Source organism: Rothia gullae (genome assembly GCF_024294905.1).
Classification (GTDB): domain Bacteria; phylum Actinomycetota; class Actinomycetes; order Actinomycetales; family Micrococcaceae; genus Rothia.
Window position 1 is genome coordinate 41,714 of sequence record NZ_JANCOC010000014.1, and the last position, 23,655, is coordinate 65,368.

20 protein-coding genes are annotated in these 23,655 nt (G+C 60.3%); 19 read left to right on the plus strand and 1 reads right to left on the minus strand.

What is annotated here, in order from left to right:
* Window positions 1-185: 185 nt before the first annotated feature.
* The 19 genes from tsf to NML54_RS08225 all read left to right on the plus strand — a co-directional run bounded on the left by tsf (window position 186) and on the right by NML54_RS08225 (window position 23,391).
* Complete coding sequence (gene tsf, locus NML54_RS08135) at window positions 186-1,016, plus strand: translation elongation factor Ts (RefSeq protein WP_254757373.1); 831 nt, start codon at window positions 186-188, stop codon at window positions 1,014-1,016.
* Window positions 1,017-1,211: 195 nt separating this feature from the next.
* Window positions 1,212-1,955, plus strand: a complete 744-nt coding sequence (pyrH, locus tag NML54_RS08140) for a UMP kinase (protein WP_005507067.1) — start codon at window positions 1,212-1,214, stop codon at window positions 1,953-1,955.
* A gap of 296 nt (window positions 1,956-2,251) precedes the next feature.
* Window positions 2,252-2,809, plus strand: coding sequence for a ribosome recycling factor (gene frr, locus NML54_RS08145; protein WP_254757375.1), 558 nt, complete (start codon window positions 2,252-2,254; stop codon window positions 2,807-2,809).
* An 87-nt stretch (window positions 2,810-2,896) separates the two neighbouring features.
* Window positions 2,897-3,724 (plus strand): phosphatidate cytidylyltransferase, encoded by an 828-nt coding sequence (locus NML54_RS08150; protein WP_254757377.1) that lies wholly within the window; start codon window positions 2,897-2,899, stop codon window positions 3,722-3,724.
* Window positions 3,725-3,929: 205 nt separating this feature from the next.
* Window positions 3,930-4,517: a cell division protein DivIVA gene (locus NML54_RS08155; RefSeq protein WP_254757379.1), complete on the plus strand. Its 588-nt coding sequence runs from the start codon at window positions 3,930-3,932 to the stop codon at window positions 4,515-4,517.
* A 172-nt stretch (window positions 4,518-4,689) separates the two neighbouring features.
* Window positions 4,690-6,015 carry a 1-deoxy-D-xylulose-5-phosphate reductoisomerase gene (dxr, locus tag NML54_RS08160; protein WP_256500369.1) on the plus strand — a complete coding sequence of 442 codons (1,326 nt, stop codon included), beginning with the start codon at window positions 4,690-4,692 and terminating at the stop codon, window positions 6,013-6,015.
* 486 nt (window positions 6,016-6,501) lie between these two features.
* Window positions 6,502-7,407 (plus strand): chromosome partitioning protein ParA, encoded by a 906-nt coding sequence (locus NML54_RS08165; RefSeq protein WP_254757381.1) that lies wholly within the window; start codon window positions 6,502-6,504, stop codon window positions 7,405-7,407.
* 362 nt (window positions 7,408-7,769) lie between these two features.
* Window positions 7,770-9,125: a M50 family metallopeptidase gene (locus NML54_RS08170; RefSeq protein WP_254757383.1), complete on the plus strand. Its 1,356-nt coding sequence runs from the start codon at window positions 7,770-7,772 to the stop codon at window positions 9,123-9,125.
* Window positions 9,126-9,204: 79 nt separating this feature from the next.
* Complete coding sequence (gene ispG, locus NML54_RS08175) at window positions 9,205-10,407, plus strand: flavodoxin-dependent (E)-4-hydroxy-3-methylbut-2-enyl-diphosphate synthase (RefSeq protein ID WP_254757385.1); 1,203 nt, start codon at window positions 9,205-9,207, stop codon at window positions 10,405-10,407.
* A 193-nt stretch (window positions 10,408-10,600) separates the two neighbouring features.
* On the plus strand, window positions 10,601-11,926 hold the full coding sequence (locus tag NML54_RS08180) for a GNAT family N-acetyltransferase (protein ID WP_254757387.1): 1,326 nt from the start codon (window positions 10,601-10,603) through the stop codon (window positions 11,924-11,926).
* Window positions 11,927-12,037: 111 nt separating this feature from the next.
* A complete protein-coding gene (locus NML54_RS08185; protein ID WP_254757389.1) occupies window positions 12,038-13,870 on the plus strand; it encodes a proline--tRNA ligase in 1,833 nt (610 codons plus the stop codon).
* 99 nt (window positions 13,871-13,969) lie between these two features.
* The gene (gene rimP / locus NML54_RS08190; RefSeq protein WP_254757391.1) at window positions 13,970-14,641 is read left to right on the plus strand and encodes a ribosome maturation factor RimP; all 672 of its coding nucleotides are present in this window, start codon (window positions 13,970-13,972) and stop codon (window positions 14,639-14,641) included.
* Window positions 14,642-14,750: 109 nt separating this feature from the next.
* Entirely contained in the window at window positions 14,751-15,821 is a 1,071-nt protein-coding gene (gene nusA / locus NML54_RS08195) for a transcription termination factor NusA (RefSeq protein WP_254757393.1), read from the plus strand.
* 251 nt (window positions 15,822-16,072) lie between these two features.
* Complete coding sequence (locus NML54_RS08200) at window positions 16,073-16,414, plus strand: YlxR family protein (RefSeq protein WP_254757395.1); 342 nt, start codon at window positions 16,073-16,075, stop codon at window positions 16,412-16,414.
* A 219-nt stretch (window positions 16,415-16,633) separates the two neighbouring features.
* On the plus strand, window positions 16,634-19,450 hold the full coding sequence (infB, locus tag NML54_RS08205; RefSeq protein WP_254757397.1) for a translation initiation factor IF-2: 2,817 nt from the start codon (window positions 16,634-16,636) through the stop codon (window positions 19,448-19,450).
* Window positions 19,451-19,634: 184 nt separating this feature from the next.
* Window positions 19,635-20,075 (plus strand): 30S ribosome-binding factor RbfA, encoded by a 441-nt coding sequence (gene rbfA / locus NML54_RS08210; protein WP_005507090.1) that lies wholly within the window; start codon window positions 19,635-19,637, stop codon window positions 20,073-20,075.
* Window positions 20,076-21,173 carry a tRNA pseudouridine(55) synthase TruB gene (gene truB / locus NML54_RS08215; RefSeq protein WP_254757399.1) on the plus strand — a complete coding sequence of 366 codons (1,098 nt, stop codon included), beginning with the start codon at window positions 20,076-20,078 and terminating at the stop codon, window positions 21,171-21,173.
* 201 nt (window positions 21,174-21,374) lie between these two features.
* Window positions 21,375-22,112, plus strand: coding sequence for a DUF4345 family protein (locus NML54_RS08220; RefSeq protein ID WP_254757401.1), 738 nt, complete (start codon window positions 21,375-21,377; stop codon window positions 22,110-22,112).
* Between the two features lie 262 nt (window positions 22,113-22,374).
* Complete coding sequence (locus tag NML54_RS08225) at window positions 22,375-23,391, plus strand: bifunctional riboflavin kinase/FAD synthetase (protein ID WP_254757402.1); 1,017 nt, start codon at window positions 22,375-22,377, stop codon at window positions 23,389-23,391.
* Between the two features lie 109 nt (window positions 23,392-23,500).
* Here the strand turns inward: NML54_RS08225 and NML54_RS08905 are convergent.
* A partial coding sequence (locus NML54_RS08905) for an IS3 family transposase (RefSeq protein WP_305882358.1) occupies window positions 23,501-23,655 on the minus strand: 155 nt, incomplete at its 5' end.

Sequence of the window (23,655 nt, forward strand, 5' to 3'; positions counted from 1 at the left end):
CGGCCCCACTGGAGCAGGCGCCGCAAACATCCCTTTTGTCCCCAAATAACGTTTTCGGTGTGGGCCCCCCCGCGGGGGGGCCCCCGGTCCGCGCGCCGCCGCCCCTCCGGGGGGGGGGGCCCCGTCCGCCATTTGTACCACCGGGATGTCATCCCGATTTATTACAGCAACACAAGGAGTTCACAATGGCGAACTACACCGCAGCAGACATCAAGGCACTGCGCGAGAAGACCGGCGCAGGTATGCTCGACGTCAAGAAGGCTCTGGACGAGGCTAACGGCGACCAGCAGAAGGCTGCCGAGATTATCCGCGTTAAGGGTCTGAAGGGCATCACCAAGCGCGAGGGTCGCGCAACCGCTGAGGGCCTGGTAGCTGCACGCGTTGAGAACGGCGTTGGCTACATGATCGAGGTCAACTCTGAGACCGACTTCGTGGCAAAGTCCGACCCCTTCATCGCTTTCGGCCAGAACGTGCTCGAGGCCGCTATTGCTGCTAACGCTTCCACCCTGGAAGAGCTGCAGGCTGCATCCTACGATGGTAAGACCGTTGAGGAGCTGACCACCGACGCTGGTGCACTGCTCGGCGAGAAGATCGTTGTCCGCCGCGTTGCACGCGTTGAGGGCGAGAACGTTGCAGTTTACCTGCACAAGACCTCCAAGGACCTGCCGGCACAGGTTGGCGTTCTGCTGGCTGTCTCCGGTGAGAACACCGACGAGATCGCACACGACGTTGCAGTTCACATTGCTGCAATGAGCCCCAAGTACCTGGACTCCGAGTCCATCCCCGCCGACCAGATCGAGACCGAGGAGCGCGTTGCTCGCGAGACCGCAATCGCTGAGGGCAAGCCCGAGAAGATTCTGGACAAGATCGTTGAGGGTCGCCTGAAGGGCTTCTTCAAGGAGAACACCCTGCTCGATCAGGACTTCGCGAAGGACTCCAAGAAGTCGGTCGCACAGGTTCTGTCCGAGGCTGGCGCAACCGCTACCGCTTTCGCACGTTTCCGCGTGGGCGCATAAGGACTCGCTGCAGTTCTGCCCTCCCGTATTGCGGGTTCCCGGTAATGGAAATCGTATGAGGTTGGGATTATATCCTGAAGCCGGGTAGTCACCACTGGTGGCTACCCGGCTTTGCTGTATCCTTGATAAGGACTAGGCGGCAGGAGCCCGCCCCAATCACCCATAACAATCCCTAGGTAAGCCACTGGAGGAACCATGACTGAAGCGAATCCCCGCCCGATGCACCGTGACGAGACCGGCCGTCGCCGCGTTTTGCTCAAGCTTTCCGGTGAGGTTTTTGGTGGCGGTGAAGTTGGTATTTCTACCGAGGTCGTGCGCAGCATCGCTAAGCAAATCGCCGCAACCGTTGGCGAAGTTGAGACCTCCATCGTGATTGGTGGCGGAAACTTCTTCCGCGGAGCTGAACTCTCTCAGGCGGGTATGGACCGCTCCCGTGCAGACTACATGGGTATGCTCGGTACCGTGATGAACTCCCTGGCTCTGCAGGACTTCCTGGAGCAGGAGGGTATTGACACCCGCGTTCAGTCCGCTATCACCATGCCGCAGGTTGCTGAGACTTACATTCCTCGCCGCGCGATCCGCCACATGCAGAAGGACCGCGTCGTGATTTTCGGTGCTGGTGCGGGTCTGCCCTACTTCTCCACCGACACTGTGGCTGCTCAGCGCGCCCTGGAAATCCACGCAGATGAGGTTCTGGTGGCTAAGAACGGCGTGGACGGCATATACACTGCTGACCCGAACAAGGACCCCAACGCTGAGCGCCTGTACAACCTCACCTACGATGAGGCAATGCAGCGCAACATCCGCGTGCTGGATCAGACCGCGTTCTCCCTGTGCCGCGACAACAACGTGACCATGCGCGTGTTCGGCATGCAGGGTGAGGGCAATGTAACCCGCGCAATTCTGGGCGAGAAGATGGGTACCCTTGTTACTCGCTAACCCCTAAATTTTTAGGTTTGGGCGTACGGAACGCGCCCTCACACTGTGACCGTGCTCGATAGCGCGGACTTATTCTGGACGGTACCGCGCGGGTAAGCGCTAAAACTCGCTTATGCCCGCCGGTACCGTCTAGACTTATATCAAATACGACGTTCTGCTTCTTTCCCGTCGACTTCGCATTATCCTTACGGTTTTCGCCTCGGATGCGCCGCGAACCGGTAGGGAAATCATGAAGGTTGAACGCGCACCCACCGACAATTCTGGTACCCCAGAATACCGACAAAGGAGATCCTTTCGTGATCGAAGAAATCCTTGCCGAATCCGGCGAGAAGATGGAAAAGACCATCGAAGCAACCAAGACCGAGTTCGCTAAGGTCCGCACCGGTCGTGTGAACCCCGCAATCTTCAGCGGCCTGACCGCCGACTACTACGGTGCACCGACCCCGCTGCAGCAGCTGGTGTCCTTCAACGTTGAGGACGCACGTACCGTCAAGATTGTTCCCTTCGACGTGACCGCACTGGCAGCTATCGAGAAGGCTCTGCGTGACTCCGACCTGGGCGTTAACCCCAGCAACGACGGTGCAGCTATCCGCGTTGTCATGCCCGAAATGACCGCTGAGCGCCGTAAGGAATACACCAAGCTCGTCAACCACAAGGCTGAAGAGGCTCGTATCTCCATCCGTAACGTTCGCCGCCACGCTAAGACCGCTATTGACAAGCTGGTCAAGGACAGCGAAATCGGTGAAGACGAAGGCGCACGTGCTGAGAAGGAACTGGACGCACAGACCAAGAAGCACATCGACCAGGTCGATGCACTGTACAAGCACAAGGAAGCTGAACTGCTCGAGGTCTAAACCCTAATGAGTACACGCAAAGAAGCGAAAGAAGCGAGAGGCGCGCCGCCTGCTCCACAGCCGAGCCAGCAGACCGCTGCAACGCCGGTGAAGTCGCGCAGTGCCAAAGCTGGCCGTAACCTGCCCGCCGCCATTGGTGTGGGCGTTGGTTTCGGCGTGCTATTGGTGCTGGGCCTGATTTACCAGCCGGTTTTTGTGGCGGTCGCTACCGGCGCGGCAGCTTTGGGCGCCTGGGAGATTGGGCACGTGCTCAACACCCGCCGCGGCTACGGCATCCCGGAATACCTGCTGGGTGCCCTGTCTGGCGCAATTGTAGTGGTGTCCTTCCTGTTCGGTTTTACCGGGCTGGGCATCGCCCTGGCGGTGAGCCTGCTGGTGCTGCTGCTCTCTTCTGCTCTCGTGCGTGCTGACCGTCAGGTCTCACTGGGTAAGTCTTTGGGCGGTAGCGCCCTGACTCTGCTGTGGGTGCCGCTGATGCTGGGTATTGCCATGGTCTACTTCCAGACGGACCACGGCGAGCGCGGCGTCCTCATGATTCTGCTGATGGCCATCTGCAATGACACGTTCGGCTTCATTGCCGGCGTGAATTGGGGTAAGCACCCGATGGCGCCGAAGATCTCCCCGAAGAAAAGCTGGGAGGGGCTGGCTGGCTCCTTCGTCGGCTCGGCGGTTGTTGGCGCTATCGCCTTGGCGGTCATGGGTTCGCCCTGGTATTGGGCTATTCCGCTGGCGGCGGTCATGGTGGGCGCTTCGACTGCCGGTGACCTGGTCGAGTCCGTGTTCAAGCGCCGTATGGGTGTGAAGGACATGTCGAATATCCTGCCCGGTCACGGTGGCATGATGGATCGCCTGGATTCGATTCTTTTCGCTGCGGCGGCTGGCTGCCTGATTTTCCGGTTTATTATGCCGCTCTAAAGCCTGAAGCTTTTATCGCTTACGAAAGGCGGGATGTTTCTTCCCACGAGTGGGGGAGGGGCGCCCCGCCTTTGCTGTACCCGCTTTCGCTGTACCCGGTGAATAGGGGCGTGAAAGGCTATATCTAAGACGCCGCCCGCCCACCTTGCACCAGGTAGCCTGCGCATTGGTATTCTTAAAGTTCAATCGTCGAGAGGAGCCCACTTTGGCAAGCACCACCCGCGGAGGCGGATTTGCCCGTGCAGCAGAAACCGAACCCGGCTACAAGCGCAGTGAAGTCGACCGCCTGTTCACCCGTCTCGCCGAGGACTACGAGAAGCTCAGCGGAGCCTCCGAACTGCCCGAAGATCTCTACACCTCCCGACGGATCCGCCAGGTCGTCTTCCGTGAAGAACCCGGCGGCTACCAGCTGGATGTGGTCGACCGCGCCCTCGAAAAGATTGAGGAACGCTTCGCCAAGCTCGAACGCAGCCGCTACATTGAGGCGTACGGCCTAGACAACTGGGAACGCTCCCTCATAGAGACCGGCGAACTGCTCGCTGGCCGCCTGGAACGCCCCGCCGGTGAGCGTTTCCGCCGTCCCAGCAAGCGCCGCCACATGGGCTACTTCGTCGGCGATGTGGACGCCATCTGCGACCGCGTGTACGCCCAGCTCAACAGCGAAGAGCCGCTGGACCCCTCCGTGGTGCGCCACGCAAAGTTCCGCCCCGCCTCCGGCACCGTCAGCTACGAGGAATCCCAGGTGGACGCTTTCCTGGACCGTTGCATTGAGCTGCTGCAGGATCTGCTTTAAAACGTGAAGTGTTGAATCCCCCGCCCCGTATGACAGGGTGGGGGATTCTCTTGCGCTGAGGTCGTCTATTCTGGGGTTCATCTATTCTGGGGTTCGTCTACACTGGGCTTTCTAAGATGAGAGGCGGCGCCAGTACCCGAATCCACCCGCGAGCTCATGAGACACTAGAACCATGAAGTTTGGATCCTCAGCACGCGTCGGCGGTAGCCGCGACCGCCTCACCGACGCCCTCACAGAACTCACACGCGCACCGCAGCGCGTCACCCTCCTCGGCTCAACCGGCTCCATCGGCACCCAAGCCATGGAAGTCATCGACCACCTCGCCGCGCTCAAAGGCACCAGCGCCTCCGCCGCCGACGCACCGCTGAAAGTCGTCGCCCTCTCCGCAGGCTCCCGATCCCTCGAACTGCTCGCACGCCAGGCAGTGTACGTGCGCGCCGAACTGGTCGCCACCAGCGGCACCGCCGAAGACGCGCAGCGCCTCCGCGAACTCATCGAAGCGGCAGCCTCCGAAGCAGGCGCCACCGGCTACACCCCGCAAATTGCCCACGGCGCCGAAGCCTCCGTACAGGCCGCGGCACACCCGGCAGACACCGTCCTCAACGGCATCACCGGCTCCATCGGCCTGGAACCGACCCTCACCGCCCTCAACAGCGGCTACCGCGTGGCACTGGCCAACAAGGAATCCCTCATCGCAGGCGGCCCGCTCGTACGCGCCGCCGTCGACGCATCCCCCCTGAACACCCCCATGGTGCCCGTCGACTCCGAACACTCCGCCCTCGCGCAGGCACTCGCCTCCGGAACCGACGCAGAAATCGACCGACTCATCCTCACCGCATCGGGTGGCCCGTTCCGCGGCTACAAGCGTGAACAGCTACACGAGGTGACCCCCGCGCAGGCGCTCGCACACCCCACCTGGGACATGGGCCTGGTCGTCACCACCAACTCGGCAACCATGGTCAACAAGGCACTCGAAGTGCTTGAAGCACACCACCTGTTCGGCGTGGACCTAGACCGTATTGACGTGGCGGTTCACCCGCAGTCCATCGTGCATTCCATGGTGCAGTTCGTGGACGGCTCAACCATTGCGCAGGCGTCCCCACCGAGCATGGTTCTGCCCATTGCCCTGGGCCTGACCTGGCCGCACCGCATCCCCGGCGCCGTGCCTGCTTGCGACTGGTCGAAGGCAGCATCCTGGACTTTTGAACCGCTGGACGAGGAAGCATTCTCCGCCGTGCGAATGATCAAGGACGCCGGCAAGGTCGGCGGCACCCATCCGGCAGTGTTCAACGCCGCCAATGAGGAAGCCGTGGCAGCATTCCATGCGGGCGCGATTCGCTTTACCGACATTGTCGATTCGGTCGCACGCGTGCTGGAGGAGCACACCGGCAGCGCTGAGGCTGTTTCTGACGCTGATTTAACGCTGGAGGCTGTGCTGAACGCGGAGCGTTGGGCTCGCGTTCGCGCGAATGAGCTGCTGGGCATGACCGGACGCTAAATCGGTTCTGTGGGCGGCACGCATTTCTATGGGATGCGGCCGGCGCGGACCTTCCTACGCTCCTACAGGGGAACCCACCCTCTCGGGTGCTCCGCTCTTCCTTGCTTCGCTGCGGAGAGCACCCGAGAGGGTACCCTGATGTCGCTTCCGGAAGGTGCACCGGCTCGCTCTGATAGTGCTTGGGCGCGCGGAGGGGCGGTGTCGTCCGAAGGTGACATCAGGGTGCCCGAAGCGAAGCGAGGGCGGGTGCCCCTGTAGGAACGAGGACGAACACCGTCCCTCCATCCGTATCCCGAAAGAAAAACACGCGGCGCGCCATCCCAGATACTGCATGAGGAGAGAGGACGAACACTGCCCCCCTTGCCTCCCCCCCCCTGGCGCATAGTAGGCTAGTGTTCAAAATATGTTCTCTCAAGGGTAAACAACGAAGAGCCCCTGAACGAGCGGACAAAGATGCAGCTATATTTCACGAGGAAGTGCCCACTTATGCGTCGACAGAACACCCTACGAACCCTCGCCCGGGCTCTACTCCCACTAACCCTGCTGCTTAGCTCCTGCGCATCCGGGCAGCCCAGTGCCGACTCCTCGGCGTCCGCTAACGCTGAGAAGGCGTATAGCGCCTCCACGGCACCGCAAAGTAGTTCTGCATCTGCATCTGCATCTGCAACTGCCACTGCATCTGCAACCGTTGATACGCAGGCTACAGAAAAAGTAAATGCGTTGATTGCTATCTCTGATAATGTCGAACGTGCTTATCAGCGGCTTGCATCCGAATGTATGGTTTCCAAGGGTTACCCTGACAGGAAAACCTACTACATGGTTGAAACGTTTCCCGTTAGGGACTTGCTTTCTCCCCTGCCTCTAAGCGTGGAATACGCCAACAAATCTGGTTATCCCAGCCCTGTCCCTCCGTCTCGTTATGCATCTCTGGAAGACACAGTGAAAATGACTGAGCAAGAAACCCAGGCATTTCACGGAGATGACGGAAAAGGCGGCTGTAGAAAAGAAGCTGAGCTGAAGTTATACGGTTCTGGAACTTTGGCAGGAACGCGGGAAGTAGTTACGGAGAAGCTACTGTCCTACATCCGTACTTCTGTCGTCGATGGAGCATACTCATCTCTGGATGGTGAATGGGAACGGTGCATGGCTGAGCGTGGATACACATATTCAAGTTCAGACATTGCATATGATGCTGTGCACGGAAAGCCTGCTGAGAAGCAAACAGCGATTGATGATGCGGTGTGTCGAGAGAAAATCAACTACGAGGAAAAAACTGAGCAGATACTAGACACCTATATGACCACATTCCTCGAAAAGGAACAGGACTTCATTGAGCAGGTGACTACCGCGAATAAAGCTGCTGAAGAGAATGCCCGAAAGATTCTGAGCTAGTCTCCTAAGCTTGCCCACTACGGCTCGGTATTTTGGTAGGTGTTGAGGGGCGGTGTCGTCCGAAAGTGACATCAGGGTGCCCGAAGCGAAGCGAGGGCGGGTGCCCCTGTAGGAACGAGGACGAACGCCGCCCCTCCTCATGCTCGCACCAAGTCGGAACGTGGGGTAGCTATACCCTCCGGAAGCGACATCAGGGTGCCCGAAGCGAAGCGAGGGCGGGTGCCCCTGTAGGAGCGGAGGAAGGGTATAGCGTACCCACCCACACCGTCCTGCATCGTCACATGAGGTGGGGGGAGGGCGCCTTCACAGGCTAAGCGAGTATCCTAGAAGCTTCGTATCCCCGAACCGAAACGAGAAAAAGCGTGGAAATCCTGCTGTACGCTGTGGGCATTATCCTCATGGCAATTGCTATTGCCGTCTCGATCGCCCTGCACGAGGTGGGGCATCTGGTGCCCGCAAAACTGTTCAATGTGCGTGTTCCGCAGTACATGATTGGCTTCGGTAAGACCGTGTTCTCTTTCCGTCGCGGCGAGACTGAGTACGGTTTCAAGGCGATCCCGTTGGGTGGTTACATTTCGATGATTGGTATGTACCCGCCGAGCCCTGCTGAGGTGAAGGAGCACCATGAGGAGGGCCATTCGGGCAGTACTAGCCCGTTTGCGTCTTTGGCTGAGGAGGCGCGTGCGGCGGATGCTGAGCGCATGAAGCCCGGCGATGAGGACCGCCTGTTCTATAAGTTGCCGGTGCTCAAGCGCATGGTAATTATGCTGGGTGGCCCGACGATGAACCTGCTGATTGGTGTGGTGTGTACTGCTGTGCTGATTTGTGGTTTTGGTACGGCGCAGGTGACGAATAAGGTGTCGGCGGTGTCTGAGTGTGTGCCGAGCGTGAATGTCACTCATGATTCGATTAGCTATGGCGAGTGTACGGATAAGTCCACTCCGTCGCCTGCGAAGGCTGCGGGTGTACAGGTGGGTGACCGTGTGGTTGCTGTGAATGGTGTGTCGACGGGTTCGTGGGAGGCTGTTTCTTCAGCGATTCGTGCGGCGGGTTCTCACCCGAGCACTTTGACGGTGGAGCGTGATGGTCAGCGTCTGGATTTGTCGGTGACTCCGGTTGAGATGATTCGCCCGGTTTCTGATGGTAAGGGCCAGTATGCGCGTGCTGCGGACGGTTCGATTGCGACGACTCGCGGCGGTTTTGTGGGTGTATCGCCGTCGAGTGAGTTGGTGCCTGGTTCTATTACTGAGGTGCCTGCAATGGTGGGCGATACGCTCTCTCGTGTGGGTTCGTCGATGTTGTCGTTGCCGCAGCGTGTGTGGGAGTTGACGGTGACCCTGGTGACTGGTGGTGAGCGTAGTGTTGAGTCGCCGGTGTCTGTGGTTGGTGTGAGTCGTATTGCCGGTGAGGTGACGGCTACTGACCGTATTGATGTGAAGGCGAAGGCTGCGATGTTGGTCTCGCTGGTGGCGAATATGAATTTGATGCTTTTTGCGTTTAATCTGATTCCGCTTCTGCCTCTTGATGGCGGCCACGTGTTGGGTGCGCTCTGGGAGGGTGTGCGTCGTTTCTTTGCGCGTTTGACTGGGCGTAAGGATCCGGGTCCGTTTGATCCGGTGAAGTTGTTGCCGTTGACGTATGTGGTGGCGGGCGCGTTTATTGTGATGTCTGTCATTCTGATTGTGGCGGATATTGTTAAGCCCATCACCCTGTTTTAGTGTGTTGTTGCGCGCGGTAAGGGTACCCGTATTAGTGCTTTCTTTCGCGTCAATGGCACAATAAAAAGTTGAACGAAGGATGCGTCGTACGTCCTTCATAACCCATGTATGGAGGAAAACCTTGTCGGTCAGCCTTGGTATGCCGAAGCCCGCTCCTGCGGTTCTGTCCCCGCGTCGTAAAACTCGCCAGTTTAAGGTGGGTTCTGTCGGTGTTGGTTCTGAATCTCTGATTTCGGTGCAGTCGATGACGACCACTAAGACCCACGACATTGGTGCGACTCTGCAGCAGATTGCTGAGTTGACCGCTGCCGGTTGCGATATTGTGCGTGTGGCGTGCCCGACTGATAAGGATGCGGAGGCTCTGCCCATTATTGCGAAGCAGTCCCGTATTCCGGTGATTGCTGATATTCACTTCCAGCCGAAGTACGTGTATGCGGCTATTCAGGCTGGTTGCGGTGCGGTGCGCGTGAACCCGGGTAATATCCGTAAGTTCGATGACCAGGTGAAGGAAATCGCTCAGATGGCTTCGGACCACGGCGTTTCTCTGCGTATTGGTGTGAATGCTGGTTCGCTGGATAAGCGTCTGCTGGAGAAGTACGGTAAGGCTACTCCGGAGGCTCTGGTTGAGTCTGCTGTGTGGGAGGCTTCGCTCTTTGAGGAGCATGGTTTCCGTGATTTCAAGATTTCTGTGAAGCATAATGACCCTGTGGTGATGGTGGAGGCGTACCGTCAGCTGGCTGAGCGCGGTGACTGGCCCCTGCACTTGGGTGTGACTGAGGCTGGTCCGGCGTTCCAAGGCACTATTAAGAGCTCTGTGGCGTTCGGTACTCTGCTGTCTCAGGGTATTGGCGATACTATTCGCGTGTCGCTGTCTGCTCCTCCGGTTGAGGAGGTGAAGGTGGGCAGCAAGATTCTGGAGTCGCTGAACCTTCGCCCCCGCAAGCTGGATATTGTTTCTTGCCCGTCGTGTGGTCGTGCGCAGGTGAACGTGTGGGAGCTTGCTGAGAACGTGACTAAGGGCCTGGAGCACATGAAGGTTCCGCTGCGTGTTGCCGTGATGGGTTGCGTGGTGAACGGTCCGGGTGAGGCTCGTGAGGCTGACCTGGGTGTGGCGTCCGGTAACGGTAAGGGCCAGATTTTTGTGAAGGGTGAGGTCATTAAGACTGTGCCTGAGGATCAGATCGTTGAGACTCTGATTGAAGAGGCTACCCGTATTGCTGCTGAGATGGAGGCTTCGGGCGAGTATGTTCCCGAGGGTTCCCCGGCTGTTTCGGTGAGCTAGTTAGCTTTTGTGCGCGGAGGCGCCCGGGTGAGGGCGCCGCCGCGCTTTTCCGGTTATGTCCGGTTTTGGTGGTGGCATGCTCGGTGCTTGCCGCTGCCGGGTGTGGCCGCTGGATCCGGCTGCTTTTTCGGGGGTGCGTGTCCCCGTATTTTTACTTATTTTTTGTCGCTCATTCTCTATCACTCAACAGGTCATGTTCACTCTTTTTTCTCGCCGCCGTAAGGCTAATCGTGCTCGGCGTGCTGCTGTTTCGTCTGCTGCTGTTTCGTCGATGGATTCTTCCCCTATGCCTGATTGCGTGAAGGAACACGTTTTTGCTCTGGATGCTCGGTGGTGCGATGAGCTGGAGGAGGCCCTGTTCAGTGACCCGGTCCCGAATCTGTACTCCATTGAGCATTATTTGGCGTGTCCTCTTCCGGTGAGGTCCCCGCGTATTCCGCTGCACTACTATCAGGGTTTTGTGGGTTGTGAGCGTGACGGGCAGTTGTGCTGTGTGCTGTTGTTGGGTTCGAATGTGGTGCCGGTGCGGCTGTGCGGTGCCGTAGCCGAACATGTCGCAGTTGAACACGCCGCGGTTGAACACGCTGAGCACGATGTGGATTCTCATCGGGCTGAAGCGGTGGATGCCCCCACCCCGGATACTCCCGCCCTGGACGCTGCAACCCTGGACGCTGCAACCCTGGACGCTGCGGCGCTCGCGCATCGTGAGGCGCTGGCTCAGCTGCTACTGCAGGTGGGTTCTCGCCTGGATTCCATGTTCGGTGAGAGCGCCTTCGTGATGCCCCTGTGGACGCGCATGCAGGAGCTGTGCGAGCAGACTCGCGGCGGTAAGAGCCCGCTGTTGCAGATGCTGCATCCGAGCCTGCGTGACGGTTGCGATCACCGTGCGCGGGTTCTGTCGGAGCGTCCCAATCAGCCGTTGCTGTACCTGCCGCCGGAGAAGGACCTCGCCCGCTTCTACGCCGTTGAGCTTCCTGAGCTGCCGGCGCACCTGCCCGCGCCTCTCAAACCCGTGCCCATCAAACCCAGGCCCCTCAAGCCGGGGGAGAGCCCCGCCGGTGCTTTCCAACTCGGCGGTGAGCCTGCCGGGTATGCGCGCCTTGCCACCTCCGCGGACCTGGGGGAGCTTCTGCCCGCCGCGGCCGCCATGTTCACCGAGGAGGTCGGCTTCGACCCGATCGCCCGCTACGGTGACGGCTACGCGGCGCGCCTGCGCACGCTCATTGCCGGTCAGCGCAGCGCCATTGTCACCGACGTAAACGGGCGGGTTATCTTCAAGACGGATGCGGGCATCGTGAACTTGGACGCCGCGCAGGTGCAGGGCGTATGGCTGCACCCGGACTACCGCGGCTACGGGCTGGCTAAGCCGTTCTTTGCCGCCGCCGCGCAGGTTCTGCAACACCGCTACCCGCACTTGAGCCTGTACGTGAACGACTATAACGCCCCTGCTCTTGCCATGTACCGGGGGACCGGTTGGGAGCAGATTGGGCAGTTCTCGACCATCATTTTTGAGCGCTAAAGACGCCGAACCCTAATACGCTATAAAATTAAAGACAACTGTGCCTATTTACTGCTCACCCGGTGAGCCATGGGTACCCTACCTAAACCTATCGACCTTTCAAGGAGAATCGTGGTACTTCGCCTTTCCAACCTCTTCGTGCGCACTCTGCGCGAGGACCCCGTAGATGCTGAGGTCGCCAGCCACAAGCTGCTGGTCCGCGCCGGTTACATCCGCCGTGCAGCCCCCGGCGTGTACACCTGGCTGCCCCTGGGCCTGAAGGTACTGCGCAAGGTCGAGAACATCGTCCGCGAAGAGATGGACGCCATCGGCGCGCAGGAAGTTCACTTCCCCGCACTGCTGCCCCGCGAACCCTACGAGGCAACCAACCGTTGGGACGAGTACGGCGATAACCTCTTCCGCCTCAAGGACCGCAAGGGTGCAGACATGCTGCTGGCACCCACCCACGAGGAAATGTTCACCCTGCTGGTGAAGGACCTGTACTCCTCCTACAAGGACCTGCCGCTGTCCCTGTACCAGATTCAGACCAAGTACCGCGACGAGGCGCGCCCCCGCGCGGGTCTGCTGCGCGGCCGCGAGTTCATCATGAAGGACTCCTACTCCTTCAACATTGACGATGAGGGCCTGAACGAGGCGTACATGGCGCACCGTGCCGCCTACCAGCGCATTTTCGAGCGCCTGGGCCTGGAGATTGTCATTGTGACCGCACAGTCCGGCGCGATGGGCGGCTCCCGCAGTGAAGAGTTCCTGCACCCGACCCCCATTGGTGAGGACACCTTCGTGCGTTCCGCGGGCGGCTACGCGGCAAACGTTGAGGCCGTCACCACCGTGGTTCCCGAGGAAATCGAAATCACCGAGGACACCCCGGCGGCAATCCTTGTGGACACCCCCGACTCCGCCACCATTGAGACCCTGGTGGAGCGCATGAATGAACTGCACTCCGAGGTTACCGGCGGCACCCTGGAAGCTTCGCAGACCCTCAAGTGCTTCCTGGGCACCGTTATCACCCCCTCCGGTGAGCGTAGGGTCTTCGCCGTGGGCGTTCCCGGCGACCGTGCCGTGGACCTGGGCCGCGTTGAGGTCAACATCGGCGCCTTGCTGGGCATCGGCGGCGAGGTTGAGGTTGAGGCAGCTAGCGAAGAGGACCTGAAGGCATACCCGCAGCTGGTCAAGGGCTACATTGGCCCCGGCCTGAGCCTGGACGCGCCCCTGTTCGGTGCGCACACCGAGGACGAGGATGCGGTAGCTTCCGCAACCGGCATTCCCTTCTTCGTTGACCCCCGCGTGGTGCGCGGTACCCGCTGGGTGACCGGCGCAAACGAAGAGGGCAAGCACGTGGCGAACCTGGTCTTTGGCCGCGACTTCACCTCCGACGGCGTGATCGAGGCATGCGAGGTGCGCGAAGGCGACCCGGCACCGGACGGCTCCGGCGAGCTGGTGGCAGCCCGCGGCATCGAGATGGGCCACATCTTCGCCCTGGGCCGCAAGTACGCTGAGGCACTGGGCCTGAAGGTCCTGGACCAGAACGGCAAGCTGCAGACCGTGACCATGGGCTCCTACGGCGTGGGCGTGACCCGCGCACTGGCCGCTATCGCCGAGGGCAACCACGACGAGAAGGGCCTGATCTGGCCGCGTAACCTGGCACCGGCAGACGTGCACATCGTTATCACCGGCAAGGACGCAGCATCCCACGAGTACGCTGAAGAGCTCAGCGCATCCCTGGAATCCGCCGGCCTGCAGGTCATGCTGGATGACCGCCCGAAGACCAGCCCCGGCGTGAAGTTCGGCGACGCCGAGCTGCTGGGTGTGCCCACCATCCTGGTGATTGGTCGCGGCTTCAAGGACGGCGTGCTGGAGCTGAAGGACCGCCGCAGCGGTGAGGCTCGCGAGGTGTCCGTCGAGAATGCGGTGGCTGAGGTCATCGCTGAGGTGCGCGGCGCCTAAGGCACGCCACTAGCCCGCAAAGACGTAAAACCGTCGCCACCTGCCCTGCCTCCCAAGAGACGGGGCAGGGTAGCGGCGGAAGAATGAAAGAAGAGAACTATGGCATATAAGCCGAAGCGTTCTGGCTCTAAGAAGAGTGCCCCGAATGCGCGCGCTCGCCGTGCCGCATCCCGCGTGGCGAATGGTGTGAACGCTCCCCGCACTCGCGTTGAGAGCGAGCCCGTGGTGGAGGCACCGGTGCGCGTGGGTACCCGCGCGATCCGTGAGGAAGAAGTTGCCGAGGCGATTGCCCCGGTTATCTCCGAGTTCTCACTGGTGCTGGAGGGCCTGAAGATTTCGGGCCCGGCGGCGAACCGCACCGTGAAGATTACGGTGGACTACACCGCTGAGCGTACCGATTCGCTGTCGCTGGATTCCCTCGCGGAGATTTCCGGTGCGATTTCGAGTGCCCTGGACCGTGCGGATGAAAACGATGAGTTCTTCCCCTACGAGCTGGAGGTGTCCTCGCCGGGTGCTACCCGTGCCCTGACTGAGCGCCGCCACTGGGAACGTGCCCGTACCCGCCTGATTGCGGTCACCGCACCCGACGGCACCGAGTACCTGGCGCGTCTGCACGAGGTGCAGGATGAGGGTCCGGTGCTGGCTCGTAAGAAGAACACGAAGAAGGGCCAGAAGGAGTCGTACCACGAGCCGTCTGTGCTTCCGTGGGAAAATATTGCTTCTGCTCACGTCGAGATTGACTTCAATTCGTCCGTTGAGCCGGTAGAATAGAGTTATTAAAGCTTCAGGCACGGGGTGTACCGTGCCAGGTATATACCGTTCGGGAGCCGGGGCGCATTGAGCGTCCCGGCGCCGTGCTAACTGGGAAAGGCTGAAAAGCGTGGAGGATATTAAAACTATTGACCTGGGCGCACTGCGCGCATTGGCGAAGCAGCGCTCTCTCGTCCTGGAGGAGCTCTTCACCCTGGTTGAGAACGCCCTGCTGATTGCATACATGAAGCAGCCCGGCGCTATTAAGGGCTCTCGTGCCGTCATCGACCACACCACCGGTGAGTTCGTCATTCTGGCTCCTGAGCTTGATGAGGACAACCAGAAGATTGACGAGTTCGACGATACCCCGAACAACTTTGGCCGTATCGCTGCCGCAACCGTCCGTCAGGTGCTCTCGCAGCGTCTGCGTGACGCTGAGGACGCATCCGTTCTGGGCGAGTTCAAGGACCGTGAGGGCACCCTGGTGTCCGGCGTGATCCAGCAGGGCAACAACCCGCGTATGGTTCAGGTTGACCTGGGCACCGTTGAAGCTGTTCTGCCCAGCAATGAGCAGGTTCCGGGCGAGAAGTACCCGCACGGCTCCCGCCTGCGCGCCTACCTGGTTGAGGCTCGCCGCGGCCTGAAGGGTCCCTCGATTGTGGTTTCTCGTTCGCACCCGAACCTGGTTCTGCGCCTGTTCGAGCACGAGGTTCCCGAAATCTCTGAGGGCCTGGTTTCCATTAACTCCATCGCCCGTGAAGCTGGTCACCGCTCCAAGATTGCGGTGTCCGCGAAGAACCCGACCATTAACGCTAAGGGTGCGTGCATCGGCGATATGGGTGCCCGCGTGCGTGCGGTTGCTGCTGAGCTGAACGACGAGAAGATTGACATTGTCGACTACTCGACCGATCCGGCAACCTTCATCGCTGCGGCGCTGTCCCCGGCGAAGGTTACCGAGGTTATTATCGCGAACCCGCGTGAGTACTCCGCTCGTGCCGTGGTTCCGGATGACCAGTTGTCCCTGGCTATCGGCCGTGAGGGTCAGAATGCACGTTTGGCAGCGAAGCTGACCGGCTGGCGTATCGATATTCTCTCCGAGTCCAAATACGCTCAGGTTCGTGCCGAGGAAGAGGTTGCAGCTCGCGTGGCTCGTAGCCTGGCTGAAGACGCAGCAGAAGAGTCCGCACAGGACGCTGAATAAGCATTAGCCCTGGTGAGGGGTGTATCCCGCGGCATATCCTTTTGATGCAGGCGCAAGAGATCGGGCAGCACCGTGCCCGGTGTACTTGCGCCTGCGTCACAGTTTTGCCCATGATTCTTAAAAACGGGATACACTATTAAGATGTGCCGGTGCGTAACCGGGCGCTTTATCGTGCCCTCACACGCACCGGATAGAGCATCACGAATGTACTGCGAACGCGGTTCTACACACGCTAGAGAGGGGAGAGGACCATGAGCGATCACGACCTCACCGCAACCTCCGAAGCATTTGAAGGACCGATCCGCACCTGCATCGGATGCCGTGCCCGCGATGAACAGCGCAACCTGCTGCGCATCGCCCGCACACCCGTCACGTCTGCTACCGAGCAGGTGGACACCCCGCCCTATCAGCCCGATGTGGCGGGAACTATGCCCGGACGAGGCGCTTGGATCCATCCGAGTGAAAAGTGCGTAGCCGCTCTGCAGAAAAAGAACGGTCTGGCGCGCGCCTTCAAGAAAGCGGTCCCTGTAGCCCAGTTGCAGGCGTGCTGTGAGCAGATTCGAGTCGTTATTGCGGACTCGACCCCCTCATAGACACTTTTCGGGTATATGCCCTCTGTAAGTCAACGAGTTTGACGACTTCTTATCTGAAAGCGAGTCAGAAAACTGATGGATATCTAATGAGTGCCGCGAAATGAGTACCCTTTCGTGCTCACCCACCGGCAATTTCACGAATTCGCGCGCCTTCGGGCGTGCCCCCCGTAAACATTAGTGTCCGCACCATTTCCGGTGCGGACCGGGAATGGAGAAAATTTGGCTCAGCCTCGAGTACACGAGTTTGCTAAAGAAGTAGGCGTACCTTCCAAGGAAGTTATCGCCAAGCTCAAGGATATGGGCGAGTTCGTTAAGAGCTCCTCTTCCACCCTGAACCCCATGGTTCTGAAGAAGCTGCGCGCGGAATTCCCCGCCGCAGCCGCTAAGCCTGCCGCAAAGGCAGCACCCGCGGAGTCGGCAGCTAAGCCGGCACCCAAGCCCGTAGCGGCAAAGCCCGCCGCTAAGCCTGCGGCAACCGCCAAGCCCGCAGCGGCAAAGCCCGCCGCTAAGCCCGCAGCAGCTGAGAGCGCCGCTCCCAAGCCTGCAGCAGCTAAGCCCGCCGCAAAGCCGGCAGCAGCAGCTCCCAAGCCCGGTGGCCCCCGCCCGGGTAACAACCCCTTCGCATCCCAGCAGGGCATGGCACGCCCCGAGGCTACCCCGAAGCCGGCAGCACCCAAGCCTGCCGCTCCGAAGCCCGGCCCTCGCCCCGGTAACAACCCCTTCGCTTCCCAGCAGGGTATGAAGCGTGGCGGTGGCGACTCGCAGCGTTCCGGCGGTCCCCGTCCGGCACGTAACGGCCGTCCCAGTGGCAACGGTGGCGCACGCCCTGGCGGTAACGGCGGTCCCCGCCCCGCAGGCGGCGCACGTCCCGGTGGTAACGGTGGCCCCCGTCCGGCAGCTGGCGCACGTCCTGGCGCACCCCGTCCGGCTGGTGGCGGCGGTGCACGCCCGAACCCCTCGATGATGCCCAAGGTTTCCAACGTTGGTGGCGGCGCGTCCGGTTCCAACAACGGCGGCGGTAACGGCGGCGGCACACGTCGCGGCGGCGGTTCCGGCGGCTTCAACCGCGGTCCGGGTCGTCCCGGCCCCGGCGGTCGCGGCAACGCACAGGGTGCATTCGGTCGCGGTGGCTCCAAGCGTAAGGGCCGCAAGTCCAAGGCAGCTCGCCGCCATGAGCAGGAGCAGCTGAACGTACCGGCACCCGGTGGCGTGGTTGTTCCTCGCGGCGACGGCTCGACCGAGATTCGTCTGCGCCGTGGCGCGTCCATCATGGACTTCGCTGAGAAGATTGGCGCAAACCCGGCATCGCTGATTACGGTTCTCTTCCACCTGGGTGAGATGGCTACCCAGACTCAGTCCCTGGACGAGGAGACCTTCGAGCTGCTGGGTGCCGAACTGGGTTACTCGATCAAGATCGTTTCCCCGGAGGATGAGGAGCGCGAGCTGCTCGAGTCCTTCGACATCGACCTCGAAGCCGAAGCAGAAGCTGAGGGCGAGGACGTCCTGGAGGTTCGTCCCCCGGTCGTTACCGTCATGGGTCACGTTGACCACGGTAAGACCCGCCTGCTGGACGCTATCCGTAACACCAACGTCATTGAGGGTGAGGCCGGCGGCATTACCCAGCACATTGGTGCATACCAGGTCCACACCACCGTTGAGGGTGAAGACCGCGCGATTACCTTCATCGATACTCCCGGTCACGAGGCGTTCACCGCTATGCGTGCCCGTGGTGCGAAGGTCACCGACGTGGCAATCCTCGTGGTCGCAGCGGATGACGGCGTTATGCCCCAGACCGTTGAGGCACTGAACCACGCACAGGCAGCTAACGTGCCGATTGTGGTTGCTGTGAACAAGATCGATAAGGAAGGCGCGTCCCCGGACAAGATCCGTGGCCAGCTCACCGAGTACGGTCTGATCCCCGAAGAGTACGGTGGCGACACCATGTTCGTGGACGTCTCCGCTCGCAATGGCACCAACATCGACGAGCTGCTTGAGGCTGTCACCCTGACCGCTGACGTGCTCGAACTGACCGCTAACCCGAACAAGGAAGCACGCGGCGTTGCTATTGAAGCAAACCTGGACAAGGGCCGCGGTGCGGTTTCCACCGTTCTGGTTCAGTCCGGTACCCTGCGCGTCGGTGACGCTATCGTTGCCGGTGTTGCTCACGGTCGCGTTCGTGCAATGTTCGATGAGAACGGTCAGGCTGTGAAGGAAGCTGGCCCGTCCCGCCCCGTTCAGGTGCTGGGTCTGTCCACCGTTCCTCGTGCAGGCGACACCTTCCTCTCCACCGAGGAAGAGCGTACCGCTCGTCAGATCGCTGAGAAGCGTGAGGCTGCTGATCGTAACGCTCAGCTGGCTAAGCGTCGTAAGCGCGTGACTCTCGAGTCCTTCGACGCCGCTGTGGCTGAGGGCAAGATGGACACCCTGAACCTGATCATTAAGGGTGACGTCTCCGGTGCTGTCGAAGCACTGGAAGAGTCTCTGATGAAGATTGACGCCGGTGGCGACGAGGTTCAGCTACGCGTCATCCACCGCGGTGTGGGTGCTATTACCCAGAACGACGTGAACCTGGCTACCGTGGACAACGCGGTCATCATCGGCTTCAACGTCCGCCCGGCAGAGCGCGTTGCCGAACTTGCCGACCGCGAAGGCGTCGAAATGAAGTTCTACTCGGTCATCTACCGTGCGATTGAGGAAATTGAGCAGGCCGTCAAGGGTATGCTCAAGCCCGAGTACGAGGAAGTGGAGCTCGGCTCCGCAGAGATCCGCGAGGTCTTCCGCTCCTCCAAGTGGGGCAACATCGCAGGTTCGATTGTCAAGAACGGCATCATCAAGCGCAACGCCAAGGCACGCCTGGTGCGCGACGGTTCCGTGGTGGCAGAGAACCTCACCATCGAGTCGCTGCGTCGTTTCAAGGACGACGCTACCGAGGTTCGCGAAGGTTTCGAGTGTGGTATTGGCCTCGGCTCCTTCAACGACATCAAGGAAGGCGACATTATCGAGACTTGGGAGATGCGCGAAAAGCCGCGTGTCTAAGACTCACACGTTGATGCGCCCGTCACCCGCTAGTGTTCCTGCACCCGCAGGCTTCTAAAACTGGAGCCTGCGGGGCGGTGCTGGCGGGGCGGGCGCTTCCGCATTACCTGGAACACCTCCGCAACACCCCCAGTGTTTGTGGAAGCACCACGATATTTCACCACGACATTTCAAGGAGAAACACATGGCTGATGCAGCCCGCGCGGCACGACTTGCCGACCGCATCAAGGTAATTGTGGCGAAGGCGCTGGAGCGTCGTGTTAAGGATCCCCGCCTCGGTTTTGTGACCATTACCGATGCCCGCGTGACCAACGACCTGCAGCACGCAACCCTGTACTACACCGTGTTCGGCTCCGAAGAGGACGCCGCAAACACCAAGAAGGCGCTGGAATCCGCTAAGGGTATTCTGCGTGCCGAGGTGGGTAAGAACATCACTGCCCGCCTGACCCCCACCCTGACTTTCGTCGCTGACGAGGTTCCCGAGAACGCCTTCCACATTGAGGCGCTTCTGCGTGAGACTCGCGAGCGCGACGCCGCCCTGGCTGCTGCAGCTGAGGGTGCCGAGTACGCTGGTGAGGCTGACCCCTACAAGAAGGATGAGCCTGCCGAAGGTGAGGACGCCTAAGTGGCGAAGAAGCAACCTCAGGGCCCGTCCGGCCTGATGGTCATTGATAAGCCCGCCGGGATGAGCAGCCACGACGCAGTCTCTCAGATGCGTCGTATTGCTGGCACCCGGCGGGTTGGTCACGCCGGTACGCTGGATCCCGCGGCGACCGGCGTGCTGATTTTGGGTATCAATAAGGCGACGAAGCTGCTGACCTACCTGGTCGGTCAGGATAAAACCTATGACGCGACGATTCGCCTGGGCATTGAGACGCTGACTGAGGACGCCGAGGGTGAGCACACCGCCGCGCATCCGGATGCCGTTGAGGCGCTGACCGGTTTGGACGCTGAGCAGATGCGTGCGCGCATCCTGGAGACTGTGGCGCAGCTCAGTGGCGATATTCTGCAGGTTCCTTCTGCGGTGTCCGCTATCAAGATCAACGGTGTTCGTTCGTATGCGCGTGTGCGTAGCGGTGAGCAGGTTGAGTTGGTGGCGCGTCCGGTGACGATTAGCGAGTTCACGGTGCATTCCATCAACCCTGGTTTTGCTGAGTACGTGATTGAGGACCCCGAGAACGAGGGCGAACACGCGGCAACTTCGGTTCCCGTGATTGACTGTGATGTGACGGTTTCGTGCTCCTCGGGCACTTACATTCGTGCCTTGGCGCGTGATTTGGGCAAGATTCTGGGCACCGGTGGCCACCTGACGGCTCTTCGCCGTACCCGTGTGGGTGCGGTGGTGCTTGAGGATGCCGCCGATTTGGCGCAGTTGAAGCAACGCCGTGAAGAATCCGAGGCACCGCTGGAAGATTTGCCGCTGCTTCCCCTGGAGGAAGCGGCACACCGCATCTTTGGTGCGCGTGAGCTCTCTGCTGCGGAGGCGAGCGATATTTCCTACGGTCGTCGTATTAGCCCCAGTGGGGACGGATCCGTGGTGAAGCAATCCGTGCACGCGAGCGCGGATGAGTCCGGCGCGGTGCAGCATGCCAGCGTTGAGGGTATTGTGGCGGGTTTCGCCCCGGACGGTACCTTGGTTGCCCTCCTGGAGAATAAGAAGCAGCGCGGGAAGGTGCAGGCCGCCCCGGTGCTGGTTTTTGAGGCGAATCGTTCCTTTAACTAGGCGTTGAAGGCTTATGATGGGCGAAGAGGGTTCGGTGTTTGTGCCTGCCCACACCTGAATCCCCGAGCCTGATTCCCCAAGCCTGATTGATTCAGGGCCTATTGAATGTGTACCCTATTCATTCAACACGCTAACGTAAACATCCCTGAACACACATGACTACTCGTGCGGGTGCCGCCCGGCCCTGCTGAAGGAGAGAAGATGAGCGAGAACCAGAGCTCTGCTAAGAAGGCGAGTGAGCCTCGTACCGCGCCGGTACCTCGCGTGGAGTCTGCGCAGACTGAAGCTACCGTAACCGGGGTTGCTGCTCAGAGCGGTGCCGCGAAGGCTACCGGTACTAAGAGCGCTGAGCCCATTTCTGTGGCGAAGGCACCCGAGGGTGTTCGTGTAGCCGCACCGGCGTCCGGCGATAAGGCCTCGCAGAAGGCCGATAGGAAGGCTGAGAAGAAGGCAACCCGCGAGGCGTTTGCCCGCCCCAAGAGCATTGAGGAGGCGGCTAAGCCTCAGAACCGTGCTGCGTTCCGCGCGGCGGTGGCGCTGTACGGTCTGTTCATGATTGCGTATGGTGTGTGGCAGGTTCTGGGCGGTATCCGCGTCATTCCGGATGCGCCTGCAGATTTTGCGAACCCCTCTGTGCAGTCGAACTACGGGTTCTTCGCGGCAACCTATGTGGGTGTGGGCCTGTCCTTCGTGTTCATCGCCCTGAAGTTCAAGTGGGTGAACATGCTTGCGTTCTCCTGCCTGGTGGTTTTCCTGGGTGGCGTGGGTCGTATCCTGTCGTGGGCGTTCTTCGGCACCCCGCACTGGTTGCTGATTGTGCTGATGGTGACTGAGCTTGTGATTCCTCCGTGCCTGCTGGTGTGGTACGGCTGGATTAACAAGTCTAATAAGATTCGCGAGGAGATGCTGAAGGCTTCTCGTAACCAGGCTCGTAAGTAGTCGTAACGCCCGGGAAGGTTCCTGCCGCACGGTGGGTGTCTGCCCGGGCTTTCTTATGGGTGGGTGCTGCGCATGGATTTTCCAGGTGCGGAGGTTACACAGTTGCGTGTCAGATACCCCGCCGTATCCGTAAAGGTATGGGGAGAGGGCACCGCCTGTGAGGGGCGCCGTTCCATTCCCTGTTGATTCTCTTTTTGAATTCTGCATCCTGCCGCCTGTGGTCTAGGATGGTTAGGTACATTTATCTTTTTCAGGAGAGCCCGTGACCCTCTACACCGCTTTGAGCGAGGTCCCCGCCGGCTACGGCCCTTCGGTCGTGACCATCGGCAATTTTGACGGCGTGCACCGTGGACATGCCCGCGTGATTTCGCGCGTGGTCTCCCTCGCTGAAGAGCACGGTTTGAGCTCTATCGCGGTTTCTTTTGACCCGCACCCGATGCAGGTGCACCGTCCCGAGGTGCCCCACCACGACATTATGGGTCAGGGCTCACGCCGTTACTTCATGTGCCTGCTGGGTTTGAACGACTGCCTGCTGCTGAACTATAACCTGGAGTTCGCTGCGCAGACCCCTGAGGAGTTCGTGAAGTCCACCTTCGTGGATGCGCTGAACGCGCGTTTCGTGGTCATCGGTGACGACGTGCGCTTTGGTAAGAACAACTCCGGCAACCTGAACACTATGCGTGAGCTGGGGGAGAAGTACGGCTTTGAGGTGGTTGTTGTTGAGGATCTGATGGTTGATGAGAACACCCGTTGCTCCTCGACCCGCATCCGCCAGCTACTGCTGGAAGGCGATATGCACGCCGCAACCGAGCTGCTGGGCCGCCACCACATGATGGCTGGTGAGGTCGTACACGGTCTGGCGCGTGGCCGCGAGTTGGGCTTCCCGACCGCGAACCTTGAGCTTGAGGCGCGCGGCCTGATTCCCGCCGACGGTGTGTACGCCGGCTGGCTCGTGGACGAGTCCGGTAACCGTCACCCCTCCGCTATTTCGGTGGGTACGAACCCGACCTTTGACGGTATTGAGCACCGCCAGGTTGAGGCGCACGTGATTGACCGCCCGGAAGAGCGCGTGGAGGATTTCAACCTATACGGTCAGCGTGTGCTGATTGAGTTCGTGAAGCGTCTGCGCTCCATGGTGGCGTACGCCGGTGTTGAGGCGCTGATTGAGCAGATTAACGATGATGTGGTGCAGGCCCGCGAGGTGCTGGCTGAGGACGCGAAGAACTACTGCCCGCCGGAGTGCCCGGTGCAGGCGGAAGTGAAGCATCCCCACTTCTAAGAGCGACATCCTGTGCTCATAGCTTTTGCCTTTAACGGCTTTGAAGCCCCGGCGGTAAGATTTTCGGATGAACTGCGCCCCGAAACTTGGACGCATTAAATACTAGCCGTTACACGGCTACCTGCAGGGCCTGATCCCGGTACTCTACCGGGGTCAGGCCCCTAAGCTTTACCTGGCGCCTTACCGTATTCCAATGCATGATATAGGCGTCAAGGTCGGCTTTAAAACTCTCAAAGGTCTGCCAGTCCTGGCCACGAAAAAACT

Bases quoted from the DNA above. Each gene is read 5' to 3' on its own strand.
- tsf (WP_254757373.1), top strand. From the start codon at position 186: ATGGCGAACTACACCGCAGCAGACATCAAGGCACTGCGCGAGAAGACC.
- pyrH (WP_005507067.1), top strand. From the start codon at position 1,212: ATGACTGAAGCGAATCCCCGCCCGATGCACCGTGACGAGACCGGCCGT.
- dxr (WP_256500369.1), top strand. From the start codon at position 4,690: ATGAAGTTTGGATCCTCAGCACGCGTCGGCGGTAGCCGCGACCGCCTC.
- NML54_RS08165 (WP_254757381.1), top strand. From the start codon at position 6,502: ATGCGTCGACAGAACACCCTACGAACCCTCGCCCGGGCTCTACTCCCA.
- ispG (WP_254757385.1), top strand. From the start codon at position 9,205: ATGCGTCGTACGTCCTTCATAACCCATGTATGGAGGAAAACCTTGTCG.
- NML54_RS08180 (WP_254757387.1), top strand. From the start codon at position 10,601: ATGTTCACTCTTTTTTCTCGCCGCCGTAAGGCTAATCGTGCTCGGCGT.
- rimP (WP_254757391.1), top strand. From the start codon at position 13,970: ATGGCATATAAGCCGAAGCGTTCTGGCTCTAAGAAGAGTGCCCCGAAT.
- NML54_RS08200 (WP_254757395.1), top strand. From the start codon at position 16,073: ATGAGCGATCACGACCTCACCGCAACCTCCGAAGCATTTGAAGGACCG.
- rbfA (WP_005507090.1), top strand. From the start codon at position 19,635: ATGGCTGATGCAGCCCGCGCGGCACGACTTGCCGACCGCATCAAGGTA.
- NML54_RS08220 (WP_254757401.1), top strand. From the start codon at position 21,375: ATGAGCGAGAACCAGAGCTCTGCTAAGAAGGCGAGTGAGCCTCGTACC.